Raw genomic sequence first — 13,624 nt, 5'->3', positions numbered from 1 at the left:
TATGCGCGCCATTGTTATGATTAATTTATTCAAAGGGTTTAGTGATGTCGACTATCGTATTAGCAACTGGTAATAAGGGCAAAGTTAAAGAGCTCGCCAGCCTGTTAGCAGAGCAAAATATTGAAATCAAACCACAAAGTGAATTCAATGTGCCTGACGTTGCTGAAACCGGCACCACCTTTGTTGAAAACGCCATTATCAAGGCCCGTCATGCTGCTAAAATTACAGGTATGCCTGCCATTGCTGATGATTCTGGATTAGAAGTTGATGCTTTAAATGGTGCTCCTGGGGTTTATTCTGCTCGATATGCAGGTGAAAATGCTAGTGATGATGACAACACAAATAAACTATTAACTGCATTGGAAAATGTAGCTGACGAAAAGCGTAGTGCTCGTTTTCATTGTGTATTGGTTTATATGCGTCATGAAAACGATCCAACACCACTAATTTGTCACGGTGTTTGGCAAGGTAGCATTTGTCGTGAAAAACAAGGCGAACAAGGCTTTGGGTATGATCCGGTATTTTGGCAAGAGCAACATAAAATGACTTCAGCACAATTACCTCGAGATTTAAAAAATCAACTGAGTCATCGTGGTCAAGCCTTGCAGCAATTAGTACCACTACTTGCCAAAGAAATTATTTAATATGTTAATTGCACCACCATTATCGCTATATATTCACATACCCTGGTGTGTGGAAAAATGTCCATACTGCGACTTTAATTCTCATGCCTTAAAACATGCAATTCCTGAGCAAGATTATGTAGCGCAGTTATTACTAGATTTAGACACAGATATAGCGCGTTTCAATTTGCAGCAGCGCCCTTTGCATTCAATATTTATTGGTGGCGGTACACCAAGCTTATTTTCAGCGCCAGCAATTGAGCAGTTATTAACACAAGTGCTGCAACGTTTTGAACATAAAGCTGATATTGAAATAACCTTAGAAGCAAACCCTGGCACGGTTGAAGCTGAAAAGTTTATCGGCTTTTTTAACGGCGGTGTTTCTCGTTTATCGGTGGGTGTGCAAAGTTTTGAATCAGATAAGTTGATAAAGCTTGGCCGTATACATGACAGTCAACAAGCGAAAACAGCAGCAAACTTAGCTAGTGAATGCGGTGTTAAAAGTTTTAATTTAGATTTAATGCATGGTTTACCTGAGCAAACCGTTGAACATGCACTCGATGATTTAAAAACTGCAATTAGTTTAAAGCCCACTCATATTTCATGGTACCAATTAACCATTGAGCCAAATACCGCCTTTCATTCTAGGCCACCTAAATTACCGCAAGATGAAATACTGTGGAATATTCAAGACCAAGGCATAGCCCTGCTCAATGAAGCAGGATATCAACAATATGAAATATCAGCCTACAGTAAGCCTGAATACCAATGTCAGCATAACCTGAACTATTGGCAATTTGGCGATTACCTCGGCATTGGTTGTGGCGCACACGGCAAAATTACTGATGTCGATAATCAACAAATCTATCGCACAGTGAAAGTAAAACACCCGAAAGGTTATCTAGACACCAGCAGAAAAGCGCTCGACAAAATTCATACGGTGACAGACGAAGAATTGCCGTTTGAGTACATGATGAACCGACTGCGCTTACATGCTGGTTTTTCGCTTGATGAATTTAAAGCCTACACAGGCCTGAGTGAGCAAGCTGTTTTACCGACATTATTGCATGCGCAAGAAAAGCAGCTGATGGAATTCGATGGCAAGCTTTGGTCAGTCAGCAAATTAGGCCACAGATACCTTAATGATTTATTAGAAATGTTTTTATAACTTATGGCTGACAATACCTCACCACTTAATACAAGTTTATCATTAGCGGCAGACTTTTCAGCTGAAGATGAAAAGTTCATGCGCCGCGCTATTGAATTAGCAATGATTGCCGAAAGTCACAATGAAATACCGGTTGGTGCTGTAATAGTTTGTGATGGCAAAATTATTGGTGAAGGTTTTAATCAATCAATAATGAACAACGACCCGTCAGCACACGCCGAGATGATGGCAGTTCGTGATGCCGGTAAAAACATCAAAAATTATCGTCTATTAAACTGCACCTTATACGTAACACTTGAGCCTTGTTGCATGTGCGCAGGCGTACTAGTGCACAGCAGAATAAAGCAATTAATATTCGCCAGTGAAGACTTTAAAACAGGTGCTGCCGGTAGCGCTTTCGCCTTAGTTAACCATGAAAAGCATAACCATCAAATAACAGTAAAATCAGGGCTACTAGCAACAGAGTGTAGCGCTATGCTTTCAGCATTTTTCAAACGTCGCCGCGCGGAGAAGAAAGCTGAAAAGAAATTAGCCAAGAGTTTAAACTGCTAATTTTTCTTATAACAATTTGATTAAATTTGTATTTTTACTGTACGTAGAAAATATTTTAGGGCGAGATACTAAATATAAAAAGGGTAAGCATTTAATGCTTACCCTTTTTTATTTTTTGTCAAATTACTTAATTTTGCGTTGATACTCCTAGCAACAAGCTAATTTCTTTAGTTATTTCATCAATACGATTTACATCAGTGGGCGCTATAAAGATTGTATCATCACCAGCAAGCGTACCAAGAATTCCCGTCGACTCACCTAAGCTATCTAACATTCTTGAAATTAACGGTGCGCCACCAATACCTGTTTTTAAAATAATCTGCATATTATTATGTTTAACACTAATAACGACAGATTGAATGGCTTGCTTTGATTTAGGCACAGCAAGTTCGTCAGGTAGAATATAAACCACTTGTTCACTGGCATTACGCATTTTTACTGCGCCAAGTTTAGATAACAAACGTGATATTTTCGCTTGCGACATATTCTTAAAGCCTTGCTCAGCAAGCGCATCAGCCAACTGGCTTTGCGAACCATAGCATTGCTCTTTTAACAAAGCTTTAAATGCTAAAATTAATTCTGCTTCATTTTTTTTACGGCTTGTTGTCATTATTTAGCTCAAAACGGAAATATCTAACGCCTATTGTATAAAATAAAAAAATATTCAGCCATTTTTTATTTTATACCCAGTGTTTTATCTTCTTTTATTCAACAACCAACTTACGCTGTTCACTTAATCCCATCGCAAGAATAAACGGATCTTGTTTCTGTTGGGCAATAAAATCAGCCTTGGTTTGTAAGTCTAACCATTGATGAGCAATTAAACTTTGCGCAACAGCGCCGCCTAATGTTGCCCCAGGCCCCAGAATAATTAACTTATCGGGGGCAAACTCTTTAATCGCTACTTCAATCGCTTTCGAAAAGTTATATGGCGCTACCACTTGCGTATCAAGAGTATAATTATAAAGTTGTTCGGTATCACAACTATAGGGTTGCCATACTTGCCCTAAGCCATCAATAAGTGGCACTTTCGGAGCAGAAAACATATCGGCTGAAAGTTGCTGCATAGCTTGCTTAGAAACATCAGTTAGCAATGGTGTGTGAAAAGCAGCATGGTTAAACAAATTCATCGGATATCTGTCTTGCACAACAGGTAATACGGCTTCTAACGCTTTTAAGCCTGCTTTATTACCACCAAAAACAATGTAGCCACCTAAGTTAATAGAAACGTGCACATCACAAGCACTATCTTGATTTACTTCGGCTAGCCATTGCATAACTTGCTGCTCTTTTTCAGCTTCTATTTTCCAGTCATCATTAATAATTGGATAAATCATCTGACCGCCAACCAAGCCGTTAGTCATCATTGAACCCATGGTATTAATTAATTCTATTGCTTGTGGCTGGGCTAATGCGCCAGCAACCGCTAAGGCGATATACCAGCCCATGGAGTTACCTGTAACGGCAACAACATCAAACTCTTCTTCATTAATCGTTTTGTAATCTGACAGTGCGCAAGCATAAATAAGTGCTGAAGCATTTTCTCCAGCGGTATGCACTCGCATACTATAGTTATCCATACCATCAAGTTCAGAAACCTTCATTTGTCCCTGACTATCACGATAATCATCTATTAAAGAAATAATTTCTGTTTTATCACCGTGTAAGCGCTGTAAGTAACCTAACTCTTCTTTATTGTACGTGCCGCGACCAGGACAAATAACCACTGCGCGTTGCTTCTTTTTTACTGACTGTTCTACTGATGAACTCATTGGCAAATCTCCGTAGCCGCTGTCACTATATTTTCTACCGATGGCAGCACCTCATAAGCAGCCGCGCCTAAAGGAATAAAACTATCACTGGCGGTAACTCGCTTAATTTTAGGCAACGTTTCAGCTTGCTCATGAATCAAAGTCACTAGCGCTTCACTAATTGAGCCGGTTTGACGACATTCATCAACAATAAGTACACTTTCACAATCATTAACCTGCGCCAAAATACCTTTTTCATCAAGCGGAGCTAACCAACGTAAATCAACCACACGAACATCCATACCTTGAGCTGCAAGTTGTTCCTGCGCTTGGCGTGATAAATAATAGCCATTACCGTAAGTTAAAATACATAACTGCTTGCCTGAGCCAGCGACCTTAACACCTAAGTCAATACTGTTATCTGACAATGCTGGAGCCTGATATTCATGCGTCCACAAGCCATCGCCTTCTTGATGCAAATCTTTGGTCATATATAAAGCGATCGGCTCTAAAAATACCACCATGCGCTGTTGCTCTTGCGCCAAACGCACACTACTGCGCATCATTTCCACGGCATCTGCACCATTTGACGGACAGGCAATAATTAATCCAGGAATATCACGAAAAACAGCAAAAGAATTATCATTATGAAAGTGACCACCAAAACCTTTTTGGTAGGCTAAACCAGCAATGCGGATAACCATAGGGTTAGTAAATTGGCCATTAGAGAAAAACGGTAATGTTGCTGCTTCACCTCGAATCTGATCTTCTGCATTATGCACATAAGCTAGAAATTGAATTTCAGGAATAGGTAAAAAACCATTATGAGCAAGCCCAATCGCGGTGCCCAAAATAGTTTGTTCATCTAACAAGGTATTAATCACTCTATTCTTACTAAAGCGCTCACAAAGCTTAGCAGTAACATTATAAACGCCACCTTTTTTACCAATATCTTCACCACACATAACAATGTTTGGATACTCAGCCATTAAGTCCATTAATGCCCAGTTAATCAATTTAGCTAAGTGCTGTTTTTTCTTTAAATTATGTTTTTCGTGCTTAAAAATTTCGCGACGCTGATCTTCACTAACCGCAACAGAGCTTCGTGCTTTGGCAATATCCGGCACAATGCTGGCCATAACGGAGTCAGCAGATGTTAGTTTTTCTTTACTCGCGGCATTTTCAGCAACTACGGCAATACGTTGTTCTACTTGCTGATAAATATTGATTAGTTCATCAGGCGTTAAGATATTGTTTTCTAAAATAATGCGCGCGGTATGTAATAGTGGGTCTTGAAATTCAGTGGCGGTAATATCAGCCATATCACGATACACAAACTCAGCATCTGAGCCTGCATGTCCTAATAAACGTACAGTTCGAACATGCAAAAATACCGGCTTACGCATTTCACGTGCAATCCGCTCTGCTTCTTTCGCGGTTTGATAAGTGTCTAAAATATTTAAACCATCACAATAAAGATAAGTTAGCCCGGCTCTATTTTGATAATTAGCCGCGATCCAGCCATCAGGTGTTGAGGTTGAAATACCAATGCCATTATCTTCACAAACAAACACTATTGGCATAGGAATCGATTGATACGCTGCCCATGCGGTACTGTTTATTGCGCCTTGGGTTGTTGAGTGATTAGAAGATGCATCACCAAAATTACAAATAATCACACCGTCATCAGGTATTTCACCTTGGTGCGCTAAGCGCTTAGCGAGAGGAATACTGTAAGCTGCGCCCATCGCTTTCGGTAAATGAGAAGCTATGGTACTGGTTTGTGGCGGAATAGACAGCGCTTTACTGCCCAACACTTTATGACGTCCACCGGAAATAGGATCGTCTTTCGAAGCCGCAAAGGATAACAACATATCATATAGCGAAGTTTGCCCCGGCACTTGCTTACCACGTTGGATAACAAAAGCACCACTACGATAATGTAAAAATGCCATATCTGTTGGACGAAAAGCTTTTGCATAAGCCGCATTACCTTCATGCCCTGAGCTGCCTATCGTATAAAAGCTTTGCCCTTTCTTTTGCATTACCCGTGACTGTAAATCTAAGTGCCGACTCATAGCCTGAGTTTCAAACAAGTCGATAACATCTGTCGCAGATAAGCCGACATCGCTTGGAGTTAAATTAATCGAGGATTGCGGTAGCGTTTGTGCACGAACAAAATTGATAAAATTTTCTTTCACCAATTGATTACGATCAGACATCATATCTCCAGTGGAAATTGTGATTTTTGAATATTGTTGAATTTCGTTAAGCTGATAAACAAAAGGCGTATGGTATATACCCATACGCCTTTAATTATGGTTAACTTTAGAAGAAAGCCTGTAAGCCAGTTTGCGCTCGACCTAATATCAGGGCATGAATATCATGCGTCCCTTCATAGGTATTAACGGCTTCAAGGTTCATCATATGACGAATAATATGAAACTCATCAGCAATACCGTTACCACCATGCATGTCACGAGCAATTCGAGCAATTTCTAAGGCTTTGCCACAAGAGTTACGTTTGATCAGTGAAATAGCTTCAGGTGCTAATTGGCCTGAATCCATTAATCGACCTACCTGTAAACAAGCAAATAGACCAGTAGTGATATCCGTTTGCATATCCGCTAATTTCTTTTGTACTAACTGTGTTGCTGCTAACGGGCGACCAAATTGTTCACGGTCAAGTGTATATTGACGGGCACCATGCCAACAGAATTCCGCAGCGCCTAATGCGCCCCAAGCGATACCGTAACGCGCTTTATTCAAACAGCCAAATGGACCAGATAAACCTTTAACATTAGGAAGCATGTTTTCGCTTGGTACAAACACATTGTCCATCACGATTTCACCAGTAATCGATGCACGTAATGAAAACTTACCTTCAATTTTAGGCGCGCTCAAACCTTCCATACCTTTTTCTAAAACAAAACCACGGATAACACCGTCAAGTTTTGCCCAAACAACAAATATGTCAGCAACCGGAGAGTTAGTGATCCACATTTTATTACCTGTCATGCGGTAACCGCCTTCAACAGCAGTAGCATGAGTCGTCATACTCGCGGGATCTGAGCCAGAGTTTGGCTCAGTTAAACCAAAACAACCAATATGTTCACCAGTAGCAAGTTTAGGCAAATACTTCATACGTTGCTCTTCGCTACCGTAGGCGTAAATTGGGTGCATCACTAATGATGATTGCACGCTCATCGCACTACGGTAACCACTATCAACACGCTCCACTTCTCGAGCCACCAAACCATAAGTTACGTAATTAACGCCAGCACAACCGTATTTTTCAGGCAATGTTGCGCCAAGTAAACCTAACTCGCCCAGTTCACGCATTATTTCAACGTCAAATACTTCATTGCGGTTAGCTTCTAGTACACGAGGCATCAACTTTTCTTGGCAATATTGGTGGGCACTATCACGGATCATTCGCTCTTCTTCAGATAATAAAGAATCGAATAAAAGTGGATCTTCCCATTTAAATGAAGGACGGTTAGCACTGCTTGAACTAGACATGAAATTACCTATTTTTTAGCGGGTGAATAATAAAGTGCAAAAATAATAAGCAAATAACAGCCAAAGTTAAAATATTCTTTTCCTTTATCTGTTATAGTTTTTATCTATACCCCAGTTAAACAAGTAACTCTATGGACTTAAAGTCACTTTATTATTTTACTTCGGTTTATGAGCTGAAAAGCTTTAGCGCTGCGGCGAAATCTTGCTTCATTGCACAGCCCTCAATATCATCAGCAATTGCACAACTAGAACAACAACTTAGCGTACAACTATTTAAACGACACGCCCGTGGCGTAACCCCTACAGAGCATGGAGATAAACTATTCCCTCTAGCAAAACAGCTTTTAGGTCAAGCCGGCGCAATTAAAACAATATTCACCGAAAAAGCCAACAAACGAGCATTTAACTTAGGAGTTACTCGAGGTTTAGGTGTAGAAAGAATGAGCCTACTACTAAAAGATTTTACCGCTGCGCAACCCTTTGTAGAGCTAACTTTAGTATCACATTTAGAAAATGTTGATGCTCGCATTATTCTAAAAGATGAATTAAAAGACGGTGAACTATTTATTGATATGTGGCAAGAAGACTACTTACTCGCTCTACCTTATGACCATATATTAGCGCTTAATGACGCAGTAACGTTAAAGCAGCTTGATGGCTTACCCTTTATCCAACGCACCCCTTGTAGTGCTTGGAATAACTTACAAGATACCCTAGCAATGACAGGCATAAGTTTAGATATTCGCGCGAAAATCACCACCATAGATTATGCTATAGGCTTAGTGCATGCAGGCATAGGTTGTGCATTTTTACCTGCACATGCGGAAATAATAAACCAGAGCGATGTCGTTTTTAGATCGATTGATAGTCTACAATTAACCAGAGAAATTGTTTTAGCCTATAGTCAATCTTCTGAAATCGTTGACACTTTGAAGCGATTGGCTATTAAGCATGCAAATTAGTATCGAGACAATAAAAAAGTAAGAATGTTGCATATATTTAGCTTTTCTTACATTTTTTAAACACTTTATAGAGCGTATAAACTAACGCCAATTAGTTACATTTGATAATATGTGACAAAGTACCATGGTTTAAAAGTTCATCTTAATGGTCACTTCATCATGCAACGATAATGTAATTATTAACAAAGCCCTTAACGAATAATAAATTAAGCTAAAATGTCAAAAAAAAATAACAATAAAGAGTGCATTAAGAAGGTACATTGTCGACTTTGTCTAGCGAGTAATTCTCAGCATACTACTGACAATAATTCATCGAGAATAAGTAGATATTATGCGATTTAAATGCCTAATAATAACACTGATGTTCGTTTGCTTACCTAGTTTAGCAAATGAAAAAATTCCAGAAAATGAAACCACTGTTTTTAACGAAACCTTCAGCTGGCAAGTGATGGGCAATATTTCGGCCATTTACAATCCATCCTTACTAAAAGGCCATGATCAAGAAGATATCTTTGATTATATGGGCGCTTCATTGCTGCTAGACGTTTACTATGAAGGTTTTTTTATTCAATCAAACCATCGACGAGCTTCAGGTTTGCTTCAAGGTGCTGAACTTGGTTACCAATTGGTAGTTACGCCTGAGTGGGAATTGGATATCATCAGCAAAACCTATATCTCTGCCTATGAGCCAGAGAATATTATAGATAATGCCAGTAAAGAAATCCCCACACTGGAAGGACTTGCTGACAGAAGTGCCGGAGAAGGGATTGGGTTACGTTACACACGTTACCATCGTAACGCATCACTCTCAGTTGACTTCGCCACTTTAGCCCCTTTAAGTAAGACGAATGGCTGGGTAGTTGATATTTTTTATAGTTACGTGCTTCCTTACCGCAATTGGGATATCTATTTGAGCACAGGCTACACTCACTACTCTGAAAAAGTGATGGACTATTTCTATGGTATTAACTCTAACGAAGTAACTCCCGAGCGCACGCTATATGAAGCAGATAGCGGTTACCGTTTGCAACTAGAACTCTTTGCCCAGCACCCTATTTCTGATAGTTGGTCATTTTCTGGTGGTGTCACCTTTAATCGTTATTCCGATAGCACTAAAAAAAGCCCTTTAGTCGATACGCAAAACTTGACGCAAGTAATGCTCGGAGTCATTTATGTTTTCTAAGCAAGACAAAGGACTTGTCTTATTAATATTTTTTATCGGAAATTTTTCAAGTGCTTCAGCACAGCAAGTACCTATGCAAAAAAATGACGAAAAAGATATACCTGCGCAGCTTACTGCTCAAACTAAGTTTTCAGCGCTACCTGCAAAATGTATCACTTTAACACAAGGACGACAGTGCTTTGCCACCGTAACCTTTACTTGGAAAACAGCCATAAAGGGTAACTACTGCCTATATCAAGAAGGTAATAAAGAAGCATTAGACTGCTGGTTCAATCAAAAGCAAAACACCGCAATATTTGAGTTTGAATCAAGCGAAACTTTGCATTATCAACTCGTTGCCTATGACTATGACAAAATTATATCAACAACAGCTATAGAAGTGAGTTGGGTACACAAAGCATCGCCAAGAAAACGTCGATGGCGCTTATTTTAAGAGAAATATTATGACCGAAGCAAAGCATATTTTATTAGTCGAAGACGACTTAACCTTAGGTGATTGGGTACGCGAATATTTAACCGAACAAGGTTTTGTTGTTAAACATTGCACTCGTGGCGATGAAGTGATGGCCTGCTTTGATAGTTTTCAAGCAGATTTAGTTCTGCTTGATGTTATGTTACCTGGTTTAAATGGCATTGAAGTTTGCCGTCAAATACGACAAAAAATGCAAACACCGATCATTATGTTGACCGCACGAGCAGACGAGTTTGATGAAGTAATAGGCTTAGAAGCTGGAGCAAACGACTATGTAATTAAACCTGTACGCCCTAGAGCCCTGCTAGCTAGAATATCAGGTGCATTAAAGCAAACATCACAAACAATCCCAGCTTCTTCAGACATCCAGCATGGCGGACTTCTAATTAATATCGAAGCAAACCGTGTTACTTATCAAGGTAAAGAAATTGAGCTTTCTACTAGCCTATTCGCATTTTTATGTTTCTTGGCCAATCATGCAGGTGAAGTGGTTGATCGTGATACCGTATTTAAAGCCTTAAAAAATCGTGAATATGATGGCCAAGATCGCCGATTCGATGTCATGCTCTCAACCTTACGAAAGCTATTCAACGACGATCCGCAAAAGCCTAAAAAATTCAAAACAGTATGGGGTAAAGGTTATTTGTTTGTTGCCGATGCATGGAATGATGAAATAGAGAAAAACAGTTAAATATGCGTCGTTTATACATCAGCATTATATTAACGGTTATTGGCTCACTTTTCATTATCACTTGGGGCTTAGATAAAATTGTTGCCAAACAGGAGCCTATTCAAGCGCAAAGTGAATATGCTATTTACCATCAGTTAATCGAAGGTTTTGATCGACAGCTTTCATCTCAACCACTCGATAACTTAACCTTATTTAGCCTGCAACTAAGTCAAACCTATCAAATAGGACTACAACTCGATAAAAGTAAAAATATTGCCTTACCCGCTGAATTAAATACACAGCTTAGTCAAAAGGGCGGGCTTTTATTAGCCTCAGAAACCCAACCCTACTTGCTAAAGCAATTAACATCATATCCCGCTTATGTAATCCAACTTTCTTTACCCATCATGGAAATTGAAGACCATAAAATTAATATGATCTTAACGGCAACATTATACCTAGGTGTTTGTATCATTTTACTTGCTTGGTTATTTCCATTAACGCGGCGACTATACTTGCTCACCAATATGGCAACACAAATTGGTACTGGAAATTTAACCGCACGCATGCCGTTAAGCCGATTTTCATATATTAGTTTGCTAGAAAACAGCTTTAATCGCATGGCAACACAAATTGAAAAGTTAGTTGCTGATAATAAAATACTTGCTCGTAGTATGTCACATGATATCCGCACACCAATGTCTTGCTTACGCTTTGGCGTTGAAGCTGCGCTTGATACTGAAAACATTGATAAAAAAAATCAATATCTTAACCGGATGGAAGCAGAATTAACCCGTATGGAAGATATGACCACAGCATTTTTAGAATATGCTGGTATGGAACGTCAAGGTTTTCGTTTAAAGCGTCAATTGGTTAACATCAATGATTTTCTCAATACTATCAACAGTGATTTCCAATCCCTCGCTGAACAGCATGACGTTAAGCTGACATACCAAGCAAGTGCAGAGTGTATCAAGCAACCTACCAGTTTATCTCTTGATTTTCATTGGTGCTATCGGGCAATTCAAAACTTGTTAGGCAATGCAGTGCAGTACGCACAAAACAAAGTCACTATTACTAGTTATCAAAAAAACAATTACTTATATATAACTGTTGAAGATGATGGCAAAGGCATTCCAGAAGAAAGTATTGAAAGTATTTTTGACCCATTTGTAAAGCTTGATGTAGACCGCTCCAGAGAATTAGGCCATTTTGGTTTAGGGCTAGCAATAACAGCTAAAGTTATTCATTGGCATAATGGCTCTATCCGTGCAAAGAATAACATTCGCGACAAACCAAATAGTAGCTCAAGTAACCAATTGAAAAATAAAACAATTAAAACCTTACAGCCTACAGTTACGTCCGGTGCTTGTTTTATCATTTCATTACCGCTCTCTTTACAAGAAAAATAATTTTCATTAGCTACATAATGAAAAACTTTCCATCTGGTAAGGGATACCTTAACATATGACTAAAATTTGGCGCATTTATGTGTTCAATTAGCCAAGAGTAAACTAGATTAGAATGCCTCCATCTCAAAAGAATATATCACTGCCATTAGTATTATCTAAATTTGGTTATACAGCAGAAAAATGTCAAATTACGCCGCTCGGCTATGGTCTAATCAACAATACTTATTTGGTGCAACTAGATAATAAACGTGTCGTGTTACAATGCCTAAATCAAAACGTATTTAATCAGCCTCAACAAGTCACTGACAACGCTGATCTTATCAGCGAGCATTTAAAAGCAAAATATTTAGCGCAAGAATATGCTTTACAGCCGATTTGGCAACATCAAAGTACTGTGCATAAAAATCATGTCGAAATTTCTGGTGAATATTGGCGCTGTTTACATTACATCGAAAATTGTCGAACCTTAGAAGCGATCCAAAATACAGCACAAGCTCACGATGTCGCTAATTCATTTGCACAATTCACCGCTGCATTAGCAGACTTTGACTGTCATCGATTGGCCGACATCATTCCAGACTTTCACAATTTATCTGCACGATTGCTCCAATTAGAAAACGCTGTTAATGAAAGTTCAAGCAAGCTTATAGCACAAGCACAAAGCACTATTAACTACATAGCCGAGCAACATTTTTTCTGTCAAGAAATCAGTATATTAATTAAACAATTACCACTTCGCGTTACTCATAACGATACAAAAATTAACAACTTACTATTTCATAACAAAACGAATAAGCCTATCGCTGTTATCGATTTAGATACCTGTATGTCGGGGTATTTAATGCATGATTTTGGCGATATGGTACGTAGTTGTTGCTCATCTATCAGCGAAGATAGCGCCGAGTTATCAGATATGTCGATTAACTTTGATATTTTAGCTGCATTAACTAATGCTTATGTTGCAGGGTTTAATGGATCTTTAAGCGAAATAGAGCGTAAAAGTTTATTGTTCGGCGTCAAGCTGATGCCCTTAATGCTTGGTATACGGTTTTTAACTGACTTTTTAAATGGTGATAAATATTTTAAAACCAGCTACGCCACACACAATTTAGTAAGAGCAAAAAATCAATTACATATGTATAAATTACTTTGCCAACAAGATAGTTTATTAACGGAAATAGTACTACCTACGCCTGTACTAAATGCAATAGCATAATTGGTTACTTTACCTTAGAGTCGGCTCGAAAATCATTACATTTGGCATCAAGTTAAGCTCAGCATCAAAAAGTAAAATTCACTATGCAATATT

General features: G+C 38.9%; 13 protein-coding genes. 9 read left to right on the top strand and 4 right to left on the bottom strand.

Annotated features, from left to right (window positions below):
- Positions 1 to 44 precede the first annotated feature (44 nt).
- Genes B7C41_RS13055 through tadA form a run of 3 tightly spaced genes read left to right on the top strand, consistent with a single transcriptional unit; the run spans position 45 to position 2,343 of the window.
- Positions 45 to 644: an XTP/dITP diphosphatase gene (locus B7C41_RS13055; RefSeq protein WP_085299340.1), complete on the top strand. Its 600-nt coding sequence runs from the start codon at positions 45 to 47 to the stop codon at positions 642 to 644.
- Position 645: 1 nt separating this feature from the next.
- Positions 646 to 1,791, top strand: coding sequence for a radical SAM family heme chaperone HemW (gene hemW / locus B7C41_RS13050; RefSeq protein WP_085299339.1), 1,146 nt, complete (start codon positions 646 to 648; stop codon positions 1,789 to 1,791).
- 3 nt (positions 1,792 to 1,794) lie between these two features.
- Positions 1,795 to 2,343: a tRNA adenosine(34) deaminase TadA gene (tadA, locus tag B7C41_RS13045; protein WP_085299338.1), complete on the top strand. Its 549-nt coding sequence runs from the start codon at positions 1,795 to 1,797 to the stop codon at positions 2,341 to 2,343.
- A gap of 127 nt (positions 2,344 to 2,470) precedes the next feature.
- Here the strand turns inward: tadA and argR are convergent, their stop codons facing one another.
- The 4 genes from argR to B7C41_RS13025 form a co-directional block, all read right to left on the bottom strand.
- Entirely contained in the window at positions 2,471 to 2,953 is a 483-nt protein-coding gene (gene argR, locus B7C41_RS13040) for a transcriptional regulator ArgR (RefSeq protein WP_085299337.1), read from the bottom strand.
- A 94-nt stretch (positions 2,954 to 3,047) separates the two neighbouring features.
- Positions 3,048 to 4,115, bottom strand: coding sequence for an ACP S-malonyltransferase (locus tag B7C41_RS13035; protein ID WP_085299336.1), 1,068 nt, complete (start codon positions 4,113 to 4,115; stop codon positions 3,048 to 3,050).
- Complete coding sequence (locus B7C41_RS13030) at positions 4,112 to 6,316, bottom strand: dehydrogenase E1 component subunit alpha/beta (RefSeq protein WP_085299335.1); 2,205 nt, start codon at positions 6,314 to 6,316, stop codon at positions 4,112 to 4,114. The genes B7C41_RS13035 and B7C41_RS13030 overlap by 4 nt, the downstream gene beginning before the upstream one ends.
- 106 nt (positions 6,317 to 6,422) lie before the next feature.
- A complete protein-coding gene (locus tag B7C41_RS13025; RefSeq protein WP_085299334.1) occupies positions 6,423 to 7,616 on the bottom strand; it encodes an acyl-CoA dehydrogenase in 1,194 nt (397 codons plus the stop codon).
- 131 nt (positions 7,617 to 7,747) lie between these two features.
- Here B7C41_RS13025 and B7C41_RS13020 point away from each other — a divergent pair, with 131 nt between their 5' ends.
- From B7C41_RS13020 to B7C41_RS12995, 6 genes are all read left to right on the top strand, one after another.
- Complete coding sequence (locus tag B7C41_RS13020) at positions 7,748 to 8,578, top strand: LysR family transcriptional regulator (protein ID WP_085299333.1); 831 nt, start codon at positions 7,748 to 7,750, stop codon at positions 8,576 to 8,578.
- Positions 8,579 to 8,909: 331 nt separating this feature from the next.
- A complete protein-coding gene (locus B7C41_RS13015; protein ID WP_085299332.1) occupies positions 8,910 to 9,761 on the top strand; it encodes a MipA/OmpV family protein in 852 nt (283 codons plus the stop codon).
- Complete coding sequence (locus B7C41_RS13010) at positions 9,751 to 10,194, top strand: DUF3019 domain-containing protein (protein ID WP_085299331.1); 444 nt, start codon at positions 9,751 to 9,753, stop codon at positions 10,192 to 10,194. Before B7C41_RS13015 ends, B7C41_RS13010 begins: the two co-directional genes overlap by 11 nt.
- 10 nt (positions 10,195 to 10,204) lie before the next feature.
- On the top strand, positions 10,205 to 10,924 hold the full coding sequence (locus B7C41_RS13005) for a response regulator transcription factor (protein WP_085299330.1): 720 nt from the start codon (positions 10,205 to 10,207) through the stop codon (positions 10,922 to 10,924).
- Between the two features lie 2 nt (positions 10,925 to 10,926).
- Positions 10,927 to 12,315 (top strand): sensor histidine kinase, encoded by a 1,389-nt coding sequence (locus tag B7C41_RS13000; RefSeq protein WP_085299329.1) that lies wholly within the window; start codon positions 10,927 to 10,929, stop codon positions 12,313 to 12,315.
- A gap of 112 nt (positions 12,316 to 12,427) precedes the next feature.
- A complete protein-coding gene (locus tag B7C41_RS12995; protein WP_085299328.1) occupies positions 12,428 to 13,531 on the top strand; it encodes a phosphotransferase enzyme family protein in 1,104 nt (367 codons plus the stop codon).
- Positions 13,532 to 13,624 lie beyond the last annotated feature (93 nt).

The organism is Cognaticolwellia mytili, assembly GCF_002104475.1.
GTDB lineage: Bacteria > Pseudomonadota > Gammaproteobacteria > Enterobacterales > Alteromonadaceae > Cognaticolwellia > Cognaticolwellia mytili.
The sequence above is the reverse complement of the archived record's forward strand: the minus strand, read 5'-3'. Positions and strand labels throughout refer to the sequence as shown.